The following is a 22854-nucleotide window of genomic DNA, read 5'->3' as shown; positions in this document are numbered from 1 at the left end:
TCGTTTTTTTAAGTATAGTCATTGGAAAGATATCTGATTAATTAGTTTAGCATTTAACGCCAGAAGTCAGCGCGGAGTAGCACCCAAAGAAAAGGAGCACAAGGCTCCTTTAGGTCAAACAACGACGGTATTGGTATCGCTCTGACTATTTGGCGCGAACACCTTCGACTGACAAAATCAGTTCGACTTCCTGTGATGCCGGGCCTAAATCAGTGGTGATATTAAAGTCTTTCAGCTTGATAGTACCATTTGCTTCAAAGCCAGCACGATAACCGCCCCAAGGATCACTACCTTGACCAGTCAACTTGCTTTCCAATGTCACCGGCTTAGTGACACCATTTAATGTCAGGTTACCCACGACCGAATAGCCTTCTGCATTTTTCTTAACGTCGGTCGACTCAAACGTTGCCTGTGGGAATTTACCGACATTCAGGAAATCTTTACTACGCAGATGTTTGTCACGCTCTGCATGGTTGGTATCAACACTATTGGTATTGATCACCACATTAACTTTATCAGCGGCCGGATTTTTCTCATCAAAAGTGAAAGAACCGTCAAAATCATTAAAACTGCCGTATAACCAGCTATATCCTAAATGTTTAATCCTGAATTCAATAAAGGCATGCTGCCCTTCTTTATCGATTTTATATTCGGCGGCTACGGCACTGCCTGCGGTAAACATCAGTGCACCTACAGCCAGGCCCAACAGGGTCTTATTAAACATATTTAATTCTCCATAATACAGTTGGTTAATCGGTGCTACGTCCCAGCATCCGCTTAAGGGTTACATCACCATCAATAAAGTGGTGCTTAATCGCGGCCAGTCCATGCAACAGTGAAAGCACGACGACTGCCCAAGCCAAATAGAGATGTACAGTTCCGGCAGTATCTGCCTGGTCAGGTAGATTGGTCAGTGTTGCAGGGACATTGAACCAACCAAATATATTGATTGGTTGCCCATCTGCTGTTGAGATCAAATAACCGCTGAACATGATACAAAATAGGACAATATATAAAATCAAATGCGCCAATATCGCGCTTACCCGAGTTAAACGGCTATAACTCAATAAGGGTTTGGGGGGCGGCGAAATAAAGCGCCAAATCACCCGAAATAACATCACCGCAAACAGTATGCATCCGATGCTTTTATGTATTTCAGGTGCCTGATGATACCAGCCATCGTAGTAGCCCAGAGTTACCATCCATAAACCCAGGGCAAACAACGCATACACCGTAAATGCCACTAACCAGTGGATAGCAATAGTCATGCGCCCGAACTGCTCCCTGGTATTTTTCCAAAGCATAATGATTCCCTTTTGCTCAATTTACAGAACAATAGTCAAACATTTCGAAACATAAAATCAACACTTATTTTATATAAGATATATTTTTCCAACCGCCGTCAGTTATTTTGCGGGAGTCGATAATTACTCGGTCAGTTTAATTGTTGGACTTTACTTAACCTGACATAAGCACAGTAAGCAAGCAGGTAAATACAGCAGAAATAAAAGCGGTGAATTCATTAAATTAAGCATTTCCAGCGGGAAATAGCAGGAGTTAAAAGCAGAAATAATGCCATTACAAATATTTATAATGGCATTATTTGGAGTGGTATCCGTTGACCATTCTTATCTAACAGTAAGATAGAAGGCCATCAGGTTATACCGTAAAACCGAGATAGAGATAGATTGCCAAAACAATACTTGCAGTTGCAATGGCATAGGGCATTTGTGTTCGAATATGCTCAATATGGTCACAATCCGTCGCCATAGACGCCACAATGGCATCACCAGAGATAGGCGATGTCATGTCACCAAAAATAGAACCTGCAATGGCCGCACCAATCATATATTCCACTGGCATCCCCAAAGAAACCCCAAGCTGAACACCTATGGGGATCATAATGGCAAACGTGCCCCATGACGTCCCCGTAGCTAGCGACATAATTGCACTGATAATAAAAATAAAGCCAATTGAGAATCCAGGAGAAATAACACCGGAGGTGATAGTGGCAATATATTGCCCGGTATTGAGATCAGCAGAGACATTCCCCATCAAAAATGCCAATACCATTATTGAGCTGATTTTCACCATACTGGCGTAACCGATATACAACTCTTTAAAAAAGGATTCTATATTCAGGATCCGTCGCCCACAGAACCAAACAAAAGAAACCGTTGTCCCAAACATCACGGCGCTATATACCGACATAGAGCCGCTACCTTTAGTGAAATCACCATCGCCAGTGACATAAAGTGCAACCGGCACCGCAATAACAGTCGACAGAATAGGGATAAGGAAATTTAGCAATGAATTACACGCCGGATGATCAATGACTTCATCGGGTTCTTTCTCAACGTGCAGATCCTGTTTGCTGATGTAATTCACTTCAGCCTTCTTCATCGGCCCCCAGGATGCCCCAGAGAAAATATAGAACAGTACGGACGCCAACGAGAACCATGCCATCAGATTCCACACCATCGATCTGGCCAGAATCTCAAAAGGCTGTCCATCGATGTACCCTTTGGCGATCTGGACACCGATAACCCCCATCATTGCCGCCCCCCAACCATTAATCATTGCTGAAGAACAGACCGATACACAGGAGGTTTGGACAATATAAGACATTTTCTCTGGTGATAGACCGTATCTTTTTGCCAGATCTTTGGTCGATGCACCGGCAATAAGTTGGTTGATCGAACTTTCAATGAAAATAATTGACGTAATCACCATCGCCAACAACTGCACTGCTTTTTTATTGGTAACAAACTGAGTTTTTTCTGTTAAGGCGCGAACTAAACTTCGAACGCCCCCGGTCACGACAATTAAGCGCATGATCCCGCCAATCATCACCATAAAAATAACGGTACGAGTATTACCTGGAGAAGAGAATGTATCAATAATTCCATTTAAAGTGCCACTGATCCCCTGAAGTAGATCGTGATCATTAATAACCGTAAATCCAACAACTATCCCCATTAATAACGACAATATTACCTGCCGAGTAAAAATCGCCAAACAAATAGTTACCAGTGGAGTTATAATTGTCCACACGCCATAATCATGCATATGACTACCCTATTAATTATTGTATAAAGGAAAGGGCTTGCTCTGTGTCTGCTATTAAATCATTAATATCTTCGATACCGATTGAAAGCCGTAGTGTTGTATCGTATATGCCTATATTTTCCCTCTCTTCTTGAGACATTGAACCATGCGACATTGAAGCAGAATGGTTAACCATACTTTCAACACCCCCCAGTGATTCGGCTAAAACAAAATAATTTAACTTGGCAATAAAGGTTTTCACCGCTGTTATATCGCCTTTTAATCGGATACTGACTACCGCCCCGCCAGAACGCATCTGTTTTTTACATAATTGATATTGAGGATGAGATTCCAGACCAGGGTAATGCACATCCAGCACCTTAGGATGTTGCTCTAAAAACTGAGCAATTTTTAAAGCATTACTGCATTGACGTTCCATACGAACATCAAGTGTTTTCATGCCGCGCAATGCCAAATAGGCATCAAACGGCGAAGCAATAGCCCCAACGGTGGTTTTACAAAAATCCAGTTGGTCGGCAATATTCTGCACATTGGTAATAACTGCACCGCCAATTAAATCTGAATGCCCACCAATATATTTACTGGTAGAGAGCATAACAATATCAGCACCTAAAGTGAGCGGCCGTTGGTTCCAGGCACTGGCAAAGGTATTATCCACGCAGCTCATTATTCCCCTGCTTTTGGCAACCTGGCATACCGCTTCAATATCAACTAATTCCAACAGTGGGTTAGTGGGCGTTTCAATCCAGATTAAAGCTGTATTCTTCTGAATATGGCTATTTACTGACGCCAGATCGTTAAGATCGACATAACTGAATGTGGTGCCTGAAGTGTGTTTACGCAGACGTTCAAACAACCGATAAGTACCGCCATAGACCCCTTTCATTACTAATACATGGGAATCTTTAGGTAGCAACTCCAATATAAGTGCAGTTGCTGCCATACCGGAAGCGGTCGCTGTGGCATAGATACCACCTTCTAACTCAGCCAAGGCGGTTTCATACGCATATCTTGTCGGGTTACTGCAACGGGAATAACAAAACTCCCCTTCTTCGCCTAAATTGGGTTGAATGAAAGAACTGGCAGTAGTAATTGGTGGAAAAATAGCATTATTGCCCCGGTCAACTTGATCTCCGGCATGGATAACCAGAGTCGCGATCGATTTTGACTTATTCATTATTTGTCCCTTTAAATTTTTACGATAACCCACCGATCATTATTAATAATGACGTTAGGCCACGCAGTTAAACCGTAATATTTATTTACGTGTCATTATACTGATAATTTCTTTATCTGTTTGCCTCATCGGCGATAACACTAATTTACATAAATTGTTGATAGAACCTTCAACATTACAAGAAACAATGCCATCACGCTCCCCTGCAACGCTATTTTGTTGCGCCATCAACACCGACTTAAATGCGCAGGCGGTGGCAGTAGACACTTTCATCGCACAACTATTTGATGCACCATCACAAATAATCCCACTGATATCACTGATCATATTACTGACCGCGTAGGAGATAGTCTGAAAATCTTGGGTCAATAACCAACTCATACCTGCCGCTGCGCCCATTGCTGCCGTTGAAGCCGCACACAATGCAGACAATCGGGTATAACGCATATGAATTGAAATTGCAGCCAAATGAGCCAATGCTAATGCCCTGGCCAGGGTTTCATCATCGGTATTTAGATGTCTGGCAAGTGTCACTACCGGCATTGTCACGGTAATCCCTTGATTACCTGAGCCATAATTTGACATCGCGGGTAAGGGTGCGCCTCCCATACGGGCATCTGACGCCGCAGTGGTGTTGATCAACATTTGGCTCAGTAAGTCAGTGCTGATAAAGCCGTTTTTCCTGGCCTGCGACAGCGCCCCACTCACGTTCAAACCATAGCTCTTCCTTTGCCCCTCATCAGAAAGCGCAGTATTAATCTCAGCACTTTTCAACATAAACATAATATCTTTAGCACCAACATCGGTCACAAATTTAAATGCGTCGTTAAGTGAAAATTCGGGTAGTGCGCCCTTTTCATTGTCGGTGATTAAGTCTCGGGCTAATATTTGTTTTATATTATTAATATATACTTGCGTGACATTGGTATGGCCACCTTGAATCACAACCCGGCAGTGTTCATCAAGGCTATATAACGTAATATCAATAAAAATAAAGTCCGCAGCATCTACTGCGTTTAAACACACTTTACCTGATTCATTGAACATATAAGCTTGGGTAATTTGTGCCGCAGTAATGTCTTTCAATACTTCTAAATCGGCATCCGCGTTACCGCCAATAGCCCCTATCGCCGCCGCAAGAGTCACTCCGCAATAAGTTGTTCCCGGGATAGTGACCCCCATCGCATTTTTATACAGATTCTCCGATATCTCCCCCGTTATTTTTAATATCGGTGCGTTGAGATATTTGGCAGCCACCGCAGCAGCATACGCAATAGCAATAGGTTCAGTACAACCTAATGAAAGTTTTACTTCTTTTCTTAACCAATCGAGCAACTGTTGATGCGTAATTTTTTGCATTTGAAATAATTAATCAGTGATTTTATTTATTTTTATCTTATGGTTTTAATGGGAGAAATACTTTTCATATTTTCCTGTTGTTTTTAATAGCTGGAGAATATTATTCTCTTTAATGAAAAATTCAAATACAGATAAATTTAATTAAAAATACATGAAATACAACAAGTTAAATAATTTACTTACCATAAGTACTACACCCAATGAGATACTAGTCACAAAACAATAAAGAGAATATTTTCCCCCTTGGGCGAGATTCTTTCTCTGAATCCATAAACCGCCGATTAAAAAGGCGAGTTAGCTACTGCCAACTCGCCTAAAATAAAACCTAAGCTATCACGATATTCTCGCTTCAACCTGTCCTAGTTTGATAACCCGTGCTACTGAGGAGACTGCTGCATGGTCCAGTTGAGCACTTGGGTGGCTAACTGGTCACTGGCCAGGCCAAAGGCCTGAATCACCTCATTCATCTCGCTACCTGTTATCGGTTGGCGAATTTCAAACTGGCGGGTCGCAATAATCCTACGGTCCGAAATTCTTACCAGCCGGGCATCAAAGCGGATCAGCACTTCGCTGCTACCAACATGATATACCCCTTGGAACGCAGACAAATCACCACTCAACTCCACATCAGCCTGTAGGCTGTCATCATCGCTACTGACTGCGCGGATTCGTCCATCACTACGGAACGCCTGAATAAGACGATTGCGCACCAGAATCGGCGCTGAATCACTCCAACGAGAGTTTTTATAAACTGCAATCTCCTGGCCCTGAGGCTGCACCGCTATGCGTGAGCTATTAAGAAACTGGTTCGTCGCCGGTTGTGAAACCCGTAATGACCAGTTTACTGTCTGCGCGCGCGGCGCACTCACTGCTGGTGGCACCGGCAGAAGATAAACTTGTGATACGGGGGCCGAGGGTAAAATGGTACAGGCAGAGAGCAGTATCGCCCCGCCAGATATCATCAATAGCCACACACGGCGGCCTGCATAGCGCATTAGATTAAGAGAGAGCATTAAGGCGTAAACTCCTGTGTTCTTTCCCAGCCGCGCAACAAGGCCGCTGGGTTTTCTTCCAAACGAGAAACGGCGGCACGTAATGTCGCTAATGTTCTGCGCAGCTCATCCACAGCCGGCCCCAGCTCATTCATCCCTTGCATCCCGTTATTGAGTGAGGTTTTATTTTCATTCACCAATTTATTGAGGATGGTACTGGTATTTTGCAACGATGCCATGGTCTTGGCGGCATCATTGACCAGTTGTTTCCCCTGCCCATCCATTAAGCCGTTAGCATTACGCAGCAGGCGATTAGTTTGGGCCAGTGTCTCATTAGCCTGTTTACTGGCCTGCGCCAACTGCTGCAACAGGGTACGAAGATCGCCACGTTGATCAGCCACGGTTTGAGTGACCAGCGCGAGATTATCCAGTGTCGTTATCAGGCGCTGCTGGTTATCCGGTGCCAGCAACTGGTTCAAGCGCACCAACACTTCATTAGCATTGGTCATGAAATTCTCACCGTTAGCCAGTAACTGACTCATCGGCGAAGGGGTGGCAATAATGATAGGAACATCGCCATCTTTGCCTTCCAACAACGGGCTGTCCTGGCTGCCACTGCTGAATTGAATATTTGAAGTGCCGGTAATACCCGCAACTGTCAGGCGGGCTTGAGTATCCTCGCGTATCGGAGTAGATGCAGAGACGCGGATACGTGCCCAAACCTTATTAGGATTCTCTCGGTCCAACCGCAATTGTGTCACCTCACCGACTCGAATCCCGCTGTACTGAACGGTGCTGCCCTGTGACAGGCCACTCACCGGTTCATTGAAAACGATATCGTACAATCTGAACTGGCGGTCAGAACCGGAATTTGTCAGCCATAGGCAAAACAGCAGCGCGGCACTCACCACAATAAGAGTGAACAAACCAATAACAACATGATGAGCACGGGTTTCCATATTACCACCTCTCTCCACTGTTAATTGCCGCTGCCTGATAAGCAGCCCGGCCTCGTGGGCCATGAAAATACGCCTGAATCCAGGCATCATCAGTCGCCGCAACTTTATCCAGAGTATCAACCACCAGCACTTTTTTCTGCGAAAGCACCGCCACACGATCACACAACGTATACAGCGTATCCAGATCGTGAGTTACCAAAAATACCGTCAGATTGAGGGCATCCCGCAGGGTGCGGATCAAACTGTCGAACGCCGCCGCACCGATGGGATCAAGGCCCGCTGTCGGTTCATCAAGAAACAGAATATCTGGGTCGAGCGCCAAGGCACGGGCTAACGCAACACGTTTGACCATGCCACCCGACAGTGATGCCGGATACTTACTGCCAGTGCCTGGCGGTAACCCGGCCAGTGCCAGTTTAACCTGAGCCAGACGCTCAGCCTCAGCCCGGGGTAACCCGGCGTTTTCTATTAATGGCAACGCCACGTTTTCGGTCACGGTTAGAGAGCTGAACAGTGCGCCTCGTTGAAATAATACGCCAAATCGGCGCTCGACCATGGAGCGGGATTGACCTGACAGTGTCATTAAATCTTCACCAAAAACATGAATTTGCCCGTCAGTCGGACGACGTAGCCCAACAATACTGCGTAACAGAACCGATTTACCGGTACCCGAGCCGCCAACCACGCCCAAAACCTCGCCGCGCTTAACATCAAGATTTAACCCTTGATGCACGCACTGTGCGCCAAAGCAGTTAACCAGAGAGCGAATTTGAATAATTGCATCTTGCGTCATTTGGCTCACCACCCCATTTCCATGAAAAATAGCGCTGCCACGGCATCAAGCAAAATCACCACAAAGATCGAATGCACCACACTGGTGGTGGTATGGACCCCGACAGATTCAGCACTACCCGTCACTTTGAACCCCTCCAGACAGCCAATAATAGCAATCAGGAAAGCAAAAATAGGGGCTTTGCTTATACCCACCAGAAAATGCTGCAACCCATTACTGTTTTGCATAATCGACAAAAACATGGTTGGAGAGATATCCAGTGTTAAGGCGCACACCACCATGCCACCAAAAATACCACAAACCATACCAATAAAGGTCAGCATCGGCAGAGAAATTAATAGTGCCAAGACGCGCGGTAGCACCAGCAATTCGACCGGATTCAAGCCCAGCGTCTGGATAGCATCAATCTCTTCATTGGCTTTCATCAAGCCAATTTCAGCGGTAAAAGCACTGGCTGTCCGCCCTGCCATCAGGATAGCGGTAAGCAGTACCGCAAATTCACGTAAAAAAGAAAATACCACCAAATCGACGGTAAAAATGCCCGCGCCGAAGGTAGTGAGTACGGTGGCACCGAGAAAAGCGATAACTGCCCCCACCAAAAAGGTGAGCAACATAATGATCGGTACAGCATTGAGGCCAATCTGTTGAATATTGGCAATTAATGAGGTAATGCGCCAGCGTGAGGGCCGAAAGAGTGTTCCCAGCAAGGTTTCCAGCGTCAGGCCAATAAAGCCCAATAGTGACTTAATATCTTGCCATAAGTTATCTACCGAACGGCCGGTGTTAGCCAGCATCTCCAGCCAAAATCGTGCGGGTTTTTCTGACGACTCAGGCGCTAAGTCAGGCAATACATGGCTTACCGTTTCAAGTAAGGTTCGCCGTTCTTCTGGCAATTTAGGCGCAAGTTCGCGTAAATTTGCCACACGATTCTCACCCATAAGTAGAGCTAGCAACGTTGCACCGGCGGTATCTAACGCCCCGAGTTGGTTGAGGTCAAATACTACGCCACTGGGCATATTCGCGCGCAACTGCGCCACTTGGGGTTCCAAAAAGCGATAATGCGCCAGTACCCAATCCCCCCTGATATACACTATGGGAGGCTGAGCCGCGCTATCGAGATCAAGTTGTACGGAGGACGTTTGCTCAGTCATTGCTCAGACCTTACCTATTTCAAACCCTAATGTTTCAAACCCTAAATAGGTATATCACACAGTTAAGTAAGAGTAATGACTGTTTAATTAATGAAGTGTTAACCACCCGCTAATCAGTGAGGTGTGGCACTCTGTTTGCCCAATTGCCGTATTTTCTTCCCCGGCAGGGTAAACCACACCACCACCGCCAGCAGAATTAACAGTGCGCTGGCAGTACCTAATACCAAACTATGCGAGGCAGAAAAGGCAAGTTTGGCGCTGGTCAGTAGATGCTCATTCCCACCAAGGCTATTGACCACCTGAATAGTTTCACTGATAGAAGCACTGGCCTGCTCAACCAGATCAGCAGGTAAATCTGCTGGTAATTCAATAGACGCGGTATAGGCCCGCGATAACATCAAACCAAATATTGCCACCCCGAATCCCGCCCCCAGCTCATAAGCCATACCCTCAACCGCCCCTGCCGCACTGGCTTTTTCCGGGGGAGCCGCACTCATAATCGCCGCAGTAGAAGCTAATAACGAGGCTTCAATACTGAACCCCAGCACTATCATCCATCCCCATGCCAGATAAACTTGCGTGGCAAAATCGGTCCAGGCCAGGCCGAGAAAACTCAATGAGCTAAATGCAATACCCGCGCTTGCGACGGTACGTAACCCCAATTTAGCCACCAGCCAACCGGATATCGGCCCGCTAACACCACTGGCAATCATCAATGGCATTAGAAATATACCCGCTTCGAGTGGGCTTTTACCTAACACAAACTGCAATTCCTGTGTCAGCAGCAATTCAAAACCAACCAGCGTTATCATTGCCGTCATGGCCATTGCCATACCAACAGCGATCACCCGCTGGCTTATCAGGCGAAAATCGATCATTGGAGCTGTCGTTGATAACTGGTGACGAACAAAAGCAAACAGCATCGCGCCCCCGATACACGCGGTTAGGAAAGTTACCCTTATATCTCCCCCACCGCGCAGCCCGGTTTTCGCCGCATAGACCAGCAATAGGATCGCAGTAATCAATACCAGTGCCGGAGCCAATCTCCATGACTGTTCCACCCGCACTGGCTGGCTCGGTATAACCAGCAGCGTGGCAATAACCACTGCAATAATAATAGGGATATTGATCAGGAAGACTGAACCCCAGTAGAAATATTCCATCAATAATCCACCAACCAGTGGCCCCATCGCGGCACCCGTCGTTCCGATGGCAACCCATATCCCCAGCGCCAATGCCCTTTCTCGTTCATCGGTAAAGATATGGCGCACCGCCGACAAGGTTGCCGGCAGGATCATCGCCGCACCTATCGCCAAGAAAGCGCGTGCCGCAATGAGCGCGGCAACCGATGGTGCAAAAGCCGCCGCCAGTGAAGCAAGCCCGAACAGTACCGACCCCAACAACGCCAACCGTTTGAAACCGATGCGATCCCCCAGCGCCCCCATTGGCAGCAGCAAACAGGCCATAACCAGTGAGTAAATATCAATAATCCACAGCAATTCACTGCCCGTGGCTGACAGTGCAATACCCAGCCGTGGGGCGGCCACATGTAATACAGTTGCATCAATAGAAACTGGGAGATACATCAGAATAATAACGTAGAAAATCATCCACTTTTTAGACATACAAAACGCTCAAATAAGGCATATATTAATGTTGAACACCTGTTCAATATGTCAATAATAGCGGAAAGTTGAACTAGCGTCCAATTCATCACATAATGGCTGAAACACTAATAAGTCAGATAAGGAGTCTCTTTGGCCTATTTGAACCGTGAGGAACGCCACGACACCCTTTTGCAGGCTGCGATGCGTGTCGCGATAAGTGAAGGGATGGCGGCAACCACTGTACGTCGTGTTGCCAGCGAAGCCGGCGTGGCTGTTGGGCAAGTTCATCACCATTTCACATCAGTCTCACGACTACGCGCAGATGCTTTTCTACTCTTAGTTAAACAGTCGTTATCTGCTTTTGCGCTAAACAGTCAAAACTTACCTGCCGTTGAACGGATACAGCAAGTGTTGGGCTATCCACAAGATGAAGCCGGCCGAAGAGAAACCCGGTTGTGGAATGAAATTTCAATGCTAGCCGAGCGCGATGAACTTATTAAGGAAGCCTATGCGGCGTCGATGTCAGACTGGCATGCGGCTACCGTGGCGGTGATCCATACCGGCATTACCTGCGATGAATTTCGCTCAGATATCAATGCCAGTGATGTTGCCTGGCGGCTGATCGGGCTGGTGTGCGGTCTGGATGGTCTAACCCAGTTTACCGAGTTAGGTTTTTCAGAAGCAGAAATCTTGCGCCATCTGGCCGCAATGATGAGAAGCGAGTTATTGAAAAACCATTAATAGATTCTCACCTTGGCCGGTACTTAACTCAGAGAGTTTTCCCTGATAGGACAGGCTATAATGATTATCTGATTCCTCAAATCCCCAACGTCATTGGCGTGGCAGCACAGCAACCAATCCCGATGAGCTGACAGAGGTTAGCAATTCAGGTGATAAACATGCCGGGAGCAGCTAACGTCAAGGAAGAAGGGACATATTATAAAGTACATAACATGACTAAACAGACTCCTGTCGCCGACAGTATTTATTACAACGGCACAATTTATACGGCAGATGCTGATAATACGGTTTGCAGTGCCATCGCCATCGGCCAGGGCTATATTCTGGCCACGGGCGGTGAGGAGATCAAACAGCAATTCGCTAGCGCGCATACTCAACTTATCGATCTGGCGGGTAAGTTTATGATGCCCGGCCTGATTGACAGCCATATGCACCCGTTTTGGGGCGGGAAACAACTGATTGGTTGTAACCTCAATTACGCTGCGCTAAGTGTTGAACAGACACTGGATATTATCCAGCAACACCTCGATAGCGATCCTTTTAACGGTGAAAATGACTGGCTGACCGTGCGCGCCTGGCAGCGTCAGGCGATGACACCCGTCGGCGCTGATATGAGCCGAAAGGCCTTGGATTCGCTCAATACCTGCCGTCCAATCGCATTGTTCTCCAATGACTGCCACACGCTGGCGGCCAACAGCCGCGCGCTGGAATTGCTGGGTATTGATGAATACACCCCAGTACCGCCAGATGGCAAAATTGCCCGCGATACCCACGGTAAATTGACCGGTATTTTGGAAGATGCGCCCGCCATGCGCGCCTTTGACAGTATCCCCTCCGCCACAGCGGAAAAGAATGTGCAAATTGCGGCCCATGTGCAGCAAGTACTTAATGCGCAAGGTGTCACTACCGTGATGGATACTCGTGTTTTTGCCGAACAGTTACTGGCTTTCCGTCGCTTGCATGAACGTGACGCATTAACCTTACGGGTACTGGGTGCTAAAGAAGTGACCCCTGATAGCCTGCAAGGCCCACAGGACGCCGCTCGCGTGGTACAAGAGGTGCTAGAGTTCGCCCACCAATGGGGAAGCCAAGCATGGACACCCGCACCGGGTTTCGCCGTCGATCACCTGAAATTGTTTATCGACGGGGTATTGCAACCCCCAACCATGACCGCTGCATTACTGGAGGCGTATCGTGCCAACCAGGGTTCAGCACAACAACCTGACTGGCAAGATACCGAGCGCTATGGCGACCTCTATTTTAGCGCGCCAGTAGTCAATGCCGTGATTCTGGAGTGCGCCCGCGCAGGTCTTCATCCACACACTCATACCGTGGGTGATGGGGCCATCGAGATGGTGCTGGATGCAGTGGAACAGATGCGCGCCGCCTTGCCGGGCAAAGATATCCGCCCAGGATTAGCACATAACGAGCTGGTTGCCCCCCATCAATATGATCGTTTTGCCAAACTGGGAGCAACAGCAGTGCTTTCCTTCCAGTGGGCCGGCTTACCGGGGGTACTAATTGATGAAGAGCGTGAGATGTTGGGCGAGGCCCGTTTCCTGCATATGGAGCCAGCAGCACGCTTCCTTGATGCTGGCGCACGTATTGCGTATGGCAGTGACTGGCCCATTGACCGGCTAGATGAATGGTACAACCTGCAAGTGGGTATGACCCGTCGTGCATGGGATCTCGACGGTCATCCGGCTGGCCCACGGCTGGATAATGATCGTGACCTGACGCTGATTGAAACATTACGTTCTGCCACTATTGATGCCGCTTATATGATTGCCAAAGAGCAATATATCGGCTCACTGGAAGCAGGGAAGTTCGCCGATATTATCATTCTGAAAAATAACCTGTTTGAGCAGTCGCCAAACGCTATTTACCAGACACAGGTGGACTCTACGCTGATCGGCGGTAATGTGGTTTATCAAGCCTAGTGAATGCCCCGCATCATTGATTCACGTCGGTGATGCGGGGGGCAAATCTGTCAGGAGCAGAGTTGAGCACGACAACATAGACTAAGAAGGAAGTCATTGGCGTTACAGCGACCCTTATGTCAAAATCCGCTCCTTTATGTTCTATAGCTGCATAAAAATGCAGCGTAACGGTGCTTTTTCTCACCAGGAGATGATACGGTAATGCCACAAAATATTCAGTTGCGCAGAGTGCTTAAAACCCCCGCGCTGGTCGCTTTCGGGCTTGCCTATATGGTGCCTTTAGGCGTATTCACTACCTATGGACAGGTGACCGTATTAAGTCAGGGGCATTTGCCCGTTGCCTATCTGGTGACTGTTGCCACCATTCTGTTTACCGCCCTCAGTTATTGCCGGATGACCAGCGCCATGCCGCTGTCTGGCTCCGCCTATTCCTATGTTCAGCGTAGTTTTGGCGGGAAAACCGGTTTTCTGGTGGGTTGGGCGCAAATTTTGGATTATCTGTTCCTGCCAATCCTTAATTATTTAGTTTTAGGCATTTTCTTGCATGAGGCATTTCCGGCTATTCCCGCTCCGGTATTTATTATTGCGTCTATCATCAGTGTCAGTCTGCTTAATATTCTGGGTGTGCGTTTACTCACCTCAGTTAATTTCTCGCTGATCGCAGCACAGATGGTCTTTATCATATTATTTATTGCGCTCTCTTTCAGTCAGGCCGATTTAAGCCCGGAAGCGTTAATGAAGCCACTTCTGGTGAATGCCGGTGACCTATCCGGGTTACTCTCTGGTGCGGCAGTGCTCTGTTTGGCCTTCCTCGGTTTTGATGCCATCGCGACTATGGCCGAAGAGGCGCACGACGCCAAACGCACTCTGCCACGGGCCATTCTCTTTACGGTGATCAGCGCCGGTGCTATTTTTATCGCCGTTTCCTATGCTGCCCATTTGGCCTATCCCGATTGGAAATTGTTGATTCCACATCAGGATACCGCCAGCCTGATTATCTCCGAGCATGTCGGTGGTAAGTGGATGTATAACTTCTTTATGGCCACCTATTTGACCGGCGTTTATGCCTCCGCAATGACCGCGCAGACCAGTGTGTCACGTATTTTCTATGCCATGGGGCGTGAAGGTGTACTGCCACGCAAAGTGTTCTTTCATCTGCATCGCAAATTCCACACACCGTGGCGGGCCATTTTATTCGTTGCCACCATCTCGCTGCTGGCCCTGTTCCTTGACCTGAACTTAGTGGTATCGATGATAAGCTTTGGTGCCCTCGGTGCCTTCACCTTTGTTAATTTGAGTGTGATAAAACATTTTATTATCAATGAGAAACGCCGCGGTACTGCGGCTATGTTTAAGTACGGGCTATTACCCATGATGGGATTCGTCATGTCGGTGTGGCTGTGGGTTCACCTTGAGCAACGGGCGCTTGAAGTCGGCTTATTGTGGCTATTGGCAGGCTTTATCTACTTGCTGTGGCTGACTCGCGGCTGGCGTAAATCGCCGCCATCCGTTAATCCAGATGATATTTCACACCTGTTGTAAGAAGCACCAACCACTAATAGAAAAGGGCCACATCGTAACATGTGGCCCTTTTACTACTTGCCATAACGACGCTAACCGTCGGCAACGCCTTTCACTCACCATTTACTGTATTGAACGTGCCCTGCCTACTGCCTCACCTAGCTGCCATACCGCCATCGCGTAATGGGTGCTGTGGTTGTAGCGGGTAATCGTGTAGAAATTGGGTAACCCGTACCAATACTGATAACCGGTGCCGACATCCAGACGCAGTAAGCTGGCCTCTTGATAACCCTCTAGCGAACCAGACGGGCTTAGCCCTGCGGCAGATAACATCGAGATAGGGTATTTCGTCTTAAAGCCATTATCAAGGTACGGCGCTTGCCCATTAGCGGGCACCGCGACCATCGCACCTTTGGTCCAGCCATGGGATTTGAAGTAGTTAGCGACACTGCCGATGGCATCTTCCGGATCCCATAAATTGATGTGGCCGTTACCATTAAAATCAACAGCATAGCTTTTAAATGACGATGGCATAAATTGGCCGTACCCCATCGCGCCCGCATAAGACCCCCGCAAGCTGAGCGGATCATTACCCTCCGCACGAGCCATCAACAGGAAGGTTTCCAGCTCGCCAGAAAAGTACTCAGCACGGCGTGGATAAGCAAAGGAGAGTGTTGCCAGGGCATCAATGATGCGCGTTTTACCCATCACCCGGCCCCAGCGAGTCTCAACCCCAATGATTCCGACGATAATCTCTGGTGGCACGCCGTAAACCTCATAGGCGCGTTGCAACGCCTCTTGATGTTGGTTCCAGAAGTTAACACCGTTTTGCACATTATCCGGGGTAATAAACTGTTTGCGATAGCGGTTCCACGCACCATTAGGGCCGGAAGGACGGCCTGCCGATGGCGCTTGTTTATCCATCAAGCGGATAACAAAATCCAGTTTTTTAGTTTGGGCTAATACATCATGCAGTTGTTGAGGCTCAAAACCGTGTTCACGCACCATTTTGTCAACAAATCGGGCTGTGTCGGCGTTATAAGCAAAATCACCGTTTTGCAAATGCCCCACATGTTGCGGCTCAAGCAAGAAACCGCTCTGTATCAGGCCCGCCGATGGCTCGGCAGCAACAGGAGGTGTCGGTTTGCTACTACAGGCAGAGAGCAACGTAAGTAAGGGAACAATAATAGCCAAGTAGCGCATCGAATACCCATAAACCATACAAAAAAGTGATAGCTATGTTAAGTCATTGTCTGCCACGAACAAACAGGAAAATTCGAACAATAAAGGAGGTACGATGCATTTATAAATCAGAACCCACGGCCACAACTGGCGATTAAGGAAAGATGACTGGAGCCGCTCAGATTTACCACCAGGCAGAAGATCGAAGTGATCACAGAACTGGGTCAGTTGATCATACAACAGGTACTATGGCTAAGCGTGATTGTAAGTCAGAACAGGCAGCAACTGAAGAAAAATAACATAAGCCAATGATTATACAGTGTATTATTTACCTAGTGGCGGTAAAAAGCACCCTCAGCCTAAACTTATCCTAAGCGGTAAGTGGCAGGAAGCCTTGGGATTTACTACCGGCTAGCACGTTACTGTTACCCCCGAACACGGCCAGTTGATTATCCGCACCGCGCCCGCCACGGAGGGGAATGTATGAACATCACTTTTACCCCTGAGCCGATCCCTGAACTGACGATCGAAAGCGTGACGTTGGCCAAGCTCGGTTTTACCGCTGCAACTGACGCTCCAACATCACCAGCTCTGGATCACTGTCGTCACCGACGACGCCACCTGGGACGCGCTGTGCGAAGCCAGCCAAGACCGGCAAGATTTGGGGGCGGATTGGGTGCGGGAGAACGGCGAGGTGATTATCGGTAGGGATTGGATCACCGATTCTGGGATCACTGACGCGGAACAACTGGAGGTGACCGCCGCGCCCGGTGTTATTCGGTTGTGGCGGCGGGAAGTGTGGGGATTTAGGGCTTAGAAGTAGTAACCCCCAGCCAAGGCTGGAGTTGCTACTTTTAGTTGTAGTAGCTTAGACCTGATCTAACAGTCACCACCATTTAGGATAATCATTAAACGCTGCATATATTGCAGATTTCGCATCGTCCGTTAACTTTTCTCTGCCTTTTGATACTGTGGTATATCCATGCAGATCTTCTTTAGCACATGACCATTCAAGCCATCCTAAAACTGGATTTACAATCAACTCAAAACATCCATTCATATCTTTAAGATGGGCTATATCATCATTCCGTATATTGTCGATAAATTCATCAAAGCATTGGCATTCAAGCCATACCTGGGAACTGACATTCAAACTATAACTAAATTTATCTACTTGAATCGCCAGATTAAACTTCAATGATGGAATATGTTCATCAAGTTCTATTACGTCCAATGTGATATTGATCGGACTTGTAATTTCTATATCCATTTAATTTGCCCCTAGATAACGAGCATGAATGACTGTTGGCAACTCACCAGCAGCACGCGGAGGTTTGATTTCCAGTTGCCAACCATCGACTGTTATACGCCCATATGACATACCGTTCTTTGTCGCGGTATCTAACGCAGCTTGAAAACTTCTGAGTTCTGTCTGGCTGGCAAGTCTGACCGCCTCTGGCGTATTAGTTACGGCTTTAGATGCCGCATATTCTGCCATGTGTTCTGTAGCATTGCCATGTACCCACACTTTTTGACCGTTAGGTAGTGTCATTTCAAAAGATTTCGGTATAACAGAACCAGGGTAAACAGGCTGGGTCCCTTTTATAGAATCAAATACAGTACCAGTTTTGCCTATATCAGCAGCAATAGACTCGGCCTTACCAGCAACACCATCAGGTAGTTTCTTGCCTGGTAGAAGAATACCTGCCAGCATTCCACCTGTGGCTTCCAGAGCAAGCTGGTTACCTTGAGCCGCTTCTTTCACCTGTCCTGCAACCGCTGACCAGGTTTCACTCTTCATCAGGGCTTTCAGCGTATCTGCCGCTGCCTGATTTTTACCCGCCAGATCGTTCAATGCCTGAGTGCAGTAACTGTCTCCCATGGCGCATGAGGTGAGCGCCATCGCCGCATCAGCACCGTAATCCGCTCCACCTAATAACGCATCACCGCTATCTGCCGCCGCACCGATAATGCTGTTAACAATAGCAGACAATGTCCCTTCACCAAGTTTATCCCTGACCTGATCTTTCAGGTTGGCCGTCACCTGTTTAACTGTTTCACGCGCCGCATCACCACTCAGCGAGTTATTCTCCACCGCGTTCTTCCCAGCCTGCGCGCCGATGAGAAGGCCGGTGCTGCTATCAGTACTTAAGCCACCCAGGATACCGGCAGTTAAGGTACTAATCGCACTAATAATTCTCTTATCAGGTTCGGACAAATCAGCGATTTTCTTGCCTGGATGCACCTCATCCATATAGATGTTGGCTGCCCACACTACCAGTGGCGGAAATTATACAGACACTGCGCAAAACCTGTAAGTTACCGAACCGTAAGCAGCAGTCCACTGATTTTATTGAGATGATGCTGGCTAAGAAACCGCCTGGCAGGAAGTGGACTTGATGAGTTGACTGGCAGGTAAAAAAATCCCGGCTTGCATTTGTCTGGGATTTTTTATTATGAACCGAGTTACCCATACAAAAAATAGTACTGAAAATGAAACATTTGGTAGCAAATAACGCGAATGATTTTCACTATCATTGTTAATTTCTTTCTATACAATTGCTCTGTTTTGCGGTTGCCTGACAATCTCGTTTTCTTCTTTGAGCTTTTAAAAGGATCTCAGTTTATGAAGTTACGTTTCCCCTCTTTCGGCCCTGTCGCCCTACTGGCTTCCTCAATGATGCTGGCGTTCTCCGTCAATGCCGCATCAAATGATGAAGGTATCGTGATTTATAATGCTCAACACGAAAATCTGGTGAAATCCTGGGTTGACGGTTTTACCAAAGATACCGGCATCAAAGTGACTCTGCGTAATGGCGGCGACAGCGAGTTAGGTAATCAACTGGTTCAGGAAGGCAACTCATCTCCCGCCGACGTTTTCCTGACTGAAAACTCGCCGGCAATGGTGCTGGTCGATAACGCCAAATTGTTCGCACCACTGGATGCCGCCACACAAGCACAGGTTGCGAAAGAGTATCGCCCTGAACATGGTCGTTGGACCGGTATTGCGGCTCGTAGCACCGTGTTTGTCTATAACCCGGATAAAATCAGCGAAGCCGAATTACCTAAATCCATTATGGATTTGGCAAAACCTGAATGGAAAGGCCGTTGGGCTGCCTCACCATCGGGTGCCGACTTCCAGGCCATTGTCAGTGCCATGCTGGAATTGAAAGGCGAAAAAGCCACGTTGGAATGGCTAAAAGCCATGAAAACCAACTTCACTGCTTACAAAGGTAATAGCACCGTGATGAAAGCGGTGAATGCGGGCCAAATCGATGGCGGAGTTATCTATCACTATTACCGTTTCGTCGATCAAGCCAAAACAGGTGAGAACAGCGGTAAAACCAAACTGCATTATTTCAAACATCAAGACCCTGGCGCATTTGTGAGTATCTCCGGCGGCGGTGTTCTGGCATCCAGTAAGCACCAGAAACAAGCGCAGGAATTCGTCAAATGGATCACCAGCAAATCAGGCCAGGATATCTTGCGTACCAACACCGCATTTGAGTATGTCGTTGGTGTCGATGCCGCTTCAAACCCTAAATTGGTGCCACTGAAAGACCTGCAAGCACCGAACGTTGAGCCGTCTAAACTCAACAGTAAAAAAGTGGTTGAGTTAATGACTGAAGCCGGTCTGCTGTAATAAGGACAACCGACTGATAGAATGCATTTTTAGCCCGTCACATCACTATGGCGACGGGTATTTAACAAGCCGAGCGCCTTGACTATTATGGCTAATATAAGCACCGATATTGTATCGGTTCCACTGCATAAGGCAGCCCAACGGCAGTATAACCATCGCCCGGGGTTTGGGATTGTGGCTATTGCGATTCTGTTGTCACTGCTATCCCTGCTGCCATTAGGGTTTGTTATTGGTATCGCTATTGATACCGGTTGGCCAACAGTCAAAGCCCTGGTTTTTCGCCCCCGCGTGGGCGAACTACTGATTAACACCGCGCTCCTGGTGCTCTTTACCTTACCGCTTTGTGCCATTATTGGCGTTGCACTGGCATGGCTGACCGAGCGTACGGCCCTGCCCGGCAGGCGGATTTGGTCACTATTGGCTATTGCACCGCTAGCCGTACCGGCTTTTGTACAAAGTTATGCATGGATTAGTCTGGTGCCATCAATGCATGGCCTTGCCGCTGGCGTGTTTATCTCAGTAATTGCCTATTTCCCCTTTATTTATCTGCCCGCATCCGCTGTATTACGCCGCCTTGATCCCAGCCTTGAAGACGCAGCATCATCATTGGGTAGTCCCCCAACAGTGGTCTTCTTTCGCGTGGTTCTGCCGCAACTAAAATTAGCCGTATGGGGCGGTTCGATACTGATTGCGCTGCATCTATTAGCGGAATATGGCTTGTATGCCATGATCCGTTTCGATACTTTTACCACCGCTATTTTTGACCAATTTCAATCCACGTTTAATGGTCCGGCGGCCAATATGTTGGCAGGGGTTCTGGCGTTATGTTGCCTGGGGCTATTGTTAATCGAAGCCACCAGCCGTGGCTACAACCGCTATGCTCGGGTCGGCTCCGGTAGCGCCAGGCGCCAAACTGCATATTCAATGGGTACAACCATCACACTACTGTGTCTGTTATTGCCATTGGTACTCACTGCACTCTCGCTGGGCGTGCCCTTTATCACGCTGGCCCGCTGGCTCTATATTGGTGGAATTGATGTGTGGCTGAATCCTGAACTGCTACCAGCCTTGAAGCAAACACTGGCATTAGCACTGAGCGGTGCGGTTATTATTACATTGTGTGCCGTCCCCATGGCATGGCTATCGGTGCGCTATCCGGGGCGCTTGCACCGTGTGATGGAAGGCTGTAATTATGTCACCAGCTCGCTGCCCGGTATCGTGGTCGCGCTGGCGCTGGTGACCATCACTATCCGTGTTGCTCGCCCGCTGTATCAAACAGAATTCACTATTTTGCTGGCTTATTTATTGATGTTTACCCCACGCGCTTTAATCAGTTTACGGGCCGGGATTGCGACCGCCCCGGTCGAATTGGAAAACGTGGCCCGCAGCTTGGGCAAAACACCCACTCAAGCCGTATGGAGCACCACCATGCGCCTTGCTGCTCCTGGCGCCGCTGCCGGGGCGGCACTGGTGTTCCTCGCTATCTCCAATGAGCTGACCGCCACACTATTACTGGCCCCGAACGGCACCCGAACACTGGCGACTGGTTTTTGGGCGTTGACCAGTGAAATTGATTATGTCGCGGCATCACCCTATGCACTGCTGATGGTGGCACTATCTCTGCCGCTAACCTGGCTTCTTTATTCTCAATCGCAACGTACGGCAGGATTATGAGCACGCTTGAACTTCAGCAAATCGGTAAGTCTTTCCAGTCTGTTACCGTATTAGACCGAATTGACTTGCAGGTTTCCGCCGGCAGTCGCACCGCAATTGTTGGGCCATCCGGCTCAGGCAAAACCACGTTGTTGCGGATTATTGCCGGGTTCGAAACCCCCGATCACGGTAAAGTTATTCTGCAAGGTCATCCGGTATTCGACAATTCAACCCACGTGCCAGCGCACAAAAGAGGGATTGGTTTTGTACCGCAAGATGGTGCGCTGTTCCCCCACTTTACCGTCGCGGGCAATATTGGTTATGGACTAACAGGGACCAAGCAGGACAAAGCCCGCCGAATTGATGAACTGATGGAGATGGTCGCACTGGATCGGCGGTTATCACAACTTTGGCCCCATGAGATTTCGGGTGGGCAACAGCAGCGGGTCGCTCTCGCCAGAGCGTTAGCACAGCGGCCGGTACTGATGCTGTTGGATGAACCTTTTTCAGCTCTGGATACCGCCTTACGCGCCTCAACGCGCAAAGCGGTGGCTGAACTGTTGGCACAGGCAAATATTGCCTCCATTTTAGTGACACATGATCAAACCGAAGCATTATCATTTGCCTCGCAAGTCGCGGTAATGCGGGCGGGTAAACTGGCGCATGTTGGCCCGCCGCAAGAACTCTATTTGCGACCGATTGATGAACCGACAGCGACTTTCCTTGGCGAAACATTGATTCTTTCCGCCAATATTGATACCGGATGGGCTGATTGTGCACTGGGCAGCGTCAGGGTTGATGATGAGCAACGCCATGGATTGAGCCGGATTATGTTACGGCCAGAACAGATTACTATCACCCCTTTGCCCGCAGATCATCACTACACCACTCATTGTCTGGCTAAGGTTATCAATATTGATTTTGCGGGTTTTATCTCAACACTCACCCTATATCTGGTTGAAAGTAATGAAACGGTAGAGGTTAAAACCATCAGCCGCGAAGGTATAAGTATCGGTTTAATGGTTGACCTGACAATTATTGGCCAAGCGCATATTTTTGCTAACTGA

At 48.1% G+C, this 22854-nt stretch carries 19 protein-coding genes and 2 pseudogenes; 8 read left to right on the top strand and 13 right to left on the bottom strand.

Translation table 11 applies throughout. The features are described 5' to 3' along the window. Positions 1-145: 145 nt before the first annotated feature. The 10 genes from V1953_RS06250 to V1953_RS06205 form a co-directional block, all read right to left on the bottom strand. Positions 146-724 (bottom strand): YceI family protein, encoded by a 579-nt coding sequence (locus tag V1953_RS06250; RefSeq protein WP_083158188.1) that lies wholly within the window; start codon positions 722-724, stop codon positions 146-148. Positions 725-749: 25 nt separating this feature from the next. Beyond that, positions 750-1304 carry a cytochrome b gene (locus V1953_RS06245; protein WP_442847663.1) on the bottom strand — a complete coding sequence of 185 codons (555 nt, stop codon included), beginning with the start codon at positions 1302-1304 and terminating at the stop codon, positions 750-752. A gap of 355 nt (positions 1305-1659) precedes the next feature. After that, complete coding sequence (locus V1953_RS06240) at positions 1660-3069, bottom strand: Na+/H+ antiporter NhaC family protein (RefSeq protein WP_442850764.1); 1410 nt, start codon at positions 3067-3069, stop codon at positions 1660-1662. A 16-nt stretch (positions 3070-3085) separates the two neighbouring features. Next, positions 3086-4246, bottom strand: a complete 1161-nt coding sequence (locus V1953_RS06235) for a trans-sulfuration enzyme family protein (protein ID WP_442850763.1) — start codon at positions 4244-4246, stop codon at positions 3086-3088. An 81-nt stretch (positions 4247-4327) separates the two neighbouring features. Next, positions 4328-5605: an L-cysteine desulfidase family protein gene (locus V1953_RS06230; protein ID WP_083158184.1), complete on the bottom strand. Its 1278-nt coding sequence runs from the start codon at positions 5603-5605 to the stop codon at positions 4328-4330. Between the two features lie 377 nt (positions 5606-5982). Beyond that, positions 5983-6600 carry an ABC-type transport auxiliary lipoprotein family protein gene (locus V1953_RS06225; protein WP_442821424.1) on the bottom strand — a complete coding sequence of 206 codons (618 nt, stop codon included), beginning with the start codon at positions 6598-6600 and terminating at the stop codon, positions 5983-5985. A 17-nt stretch (positions 6601-6617) separates the two neighbouring features. Continuing rightward, the gene (locus tag V1953_RS06220) at positions 6618-7556 is read right to left on the bottom strand and encodes an MlaD family protein (protein ID WP_442850762.1); all 939 of its coding nucleotides are present in this window, start codon (positions 7554-7556) and stop codon (positions 6618-6620) included. Position 7557: 1 nt separating this feature from the next. Beyond that, on the bottom strand, positions 7558-8349 hold the full coding sequence (locus tag V1953_RS06215) for an ABC transporter ATP-binding protein (RefSeq protein ID WP_193784620.1): 792 nt from the start codon (positions 8347-8349) through the stop codon (positions 7558-7560). A 5-nt stretch (positions 8350-8354) separates the two neighbouring features. Next, on the bottom strand, positions 8355-9500 hold the full coding sequence (locus V1953_RS06210) for an MlaE family ABC transporter permease (RefSeq protein WP_442850761.1): 1146 nt from the start codon (positions 9498-9500) through the stop codon (positions 8355-8357). 113 nt (positions 9501-9613) lie between these two features. After that, the gene (locus tag V1953_RS06205) at positions 9614-11125 is read right to left on the bottom strand and encodes a SmvA family efflux MFS transporter (RefSeq protein WP_442850760.1); all 1512 of its coding nucleotides are present in this window, start codon (positions 11123-11125) and stop codon (positions 9614-9616) included. Positions 11126-11257: 132 nt separating this feature from the next. On the opposite strand from V1953_RS06205, the gene V1953_RS06200 reads away from it, so the two are divergent. The 3 genes from V1953_RS06200 (at position 11258) to V1953_RS06190 (ending at position 15330) form a co-directional block, all read left to right on the top strand. Next, positions 11258-11848 (top strand): TetR family transcriptional regulator, encoded by a 591-nt coding sequence (locus tag V1953_RS06200; RefSeq protein ID WP_083158179.1) that lies wholly within the window; start codon positions 11258-11260, stop codon positions 11846-11848. 212 nt (positions 11849-12060) lie between these two features. Then, complete coding sequence (locus V1953_RS06195; protein WP_442850759.1) at positions 12061-13788, top strand: amidohydrolase; 1728 nt, start codon at positions 12061-12063, stop codon at positions 13786-13788. Between the two features lie 201 nt (positions 13789-13989). Then, the gene (locus V1953_RS06190; protein ID WP_083163522.1) at positions 13990-15330 is read left to right on the top strand and encodes an APC family permease; all 1341 of its coding nucleotides are present in this window, start codon (positions 13990-13992) and stop codon (positions 15328-15330) included. A 102-nt stretch (positions 15331-15432) separates the two neighbouring features. On the opposite strand, the gene mltB is transcribed toward V1953_RS06190, so the two are convergent. Then, entirely contained in the window at positions 15433-16512 is a 1080-nt protein-coding gene (gene mltB, locus V1953_RS06185; protein WP_193784804.1) for a lytic murein transglycosylase B, read from the bottom strand. Positions 16513-16810: 298 nt separating this feature from the next. Between mltB and V1953_RS06180 the strand changes: the two genes are divergently transcribed. Together V1953_RS06180 and V1953_RS06175 are read left to right on the top strand one after the other, a co-directional pair. After that, positions 16811-16906 (top strand): hypothetical protein, encoded by a 96-nt coding sequence (locus V1953_RS06180; RefSeq protein WP_420073283.1) that lies wholly within the window; start codon positions 16811-16813, stop codon positions 16904-16906. Between the two features lie 68 nt (positions 16907-16974). Continuing rightward, a pseudogene (locus tag V1953_RS06175) lies at positions 16975-17308 on the top strand (hypothetical protein). 69 nt (positions 17309-17377) lie between these two features. Here V1953_RS06175 and V1953_RS06170 read toward each other — a convergent pair. Both V1953_RS06170 and V1953_RS06165 read right to left on the bottom strand, forming a co-directional pair. After that, positions 17378-17761 (bottom strand): hypothetical protein, encoded by a 384-nt coding sequence (locus V1953_RS06170; protein WP_372569416.1) that lies wholly within the window; start codon positions 17759-17761, stop codon positions 17378-17380. After that, positions 17762-18670, bottom strand: a pseudogene (locus V1953_RS06165) (VENN motif pre-toxin domain-containing protein); the annotation flags it as partial. 447 nt (positions 18671-19117) lie between these two features. Between V1953_RS06165 and V1953_RS06160 the strand changes: the two are divergent. The 3 genes from V1953_RS06160 (at position 19118) to V1953_RS06150 (ending at position 22854) form a co-directional block, all read left to right on the top strand. Then, a complete protein-coding gene (locus V1953_RS06160; protein WP_442850758.1) occupies positions 19118-20134 on the top strand; it encodes an iron ABC transporter substrate-binding protein in 1017 nt (338 codons plus the stop codon). An 87-nt stretch (positions 20135-20221) separates the two neighbouring features. Further along, complete coding sequence (locus V1953_RS06155; protein ID WP_442850757.1) at positions 20222-21808, top strand: ABC transporter permease; 1587 nt, start codon at positions 20222-20224, stop codon at positions 21806-21808. After that, positions 21805-22854 carry an ABC transporter ATP-binding protein gene (locus V1953_RS06150; RefSeq protein WP_083163511.1) on the top strand — a complete coding sequence of 350 codons (1050 nt, stop codon included), beginning with the start codon at positions 21805-21807 and terminating at the stop codon, positions 22852-22854. Before V1953_RS06155 ends, V1953_RS06150 begins: the two co-directional genes overlap by 4 nt.

It is taken from the genome of Yersinia sp. 2541 StPb PI, assembly GCF_052217145.1.
Lineage (GTDB): Bacteria > Pseudomonadota > Gammaproteobacteria > Enterobacterales > Enterobacteriaceae > Yersinia > Yersinia enterocolitica_E.
Note: the sequence above shows the minus strand (reverse complement) of the source record. Positions and strands in the feature narration are given on the sequence as shown.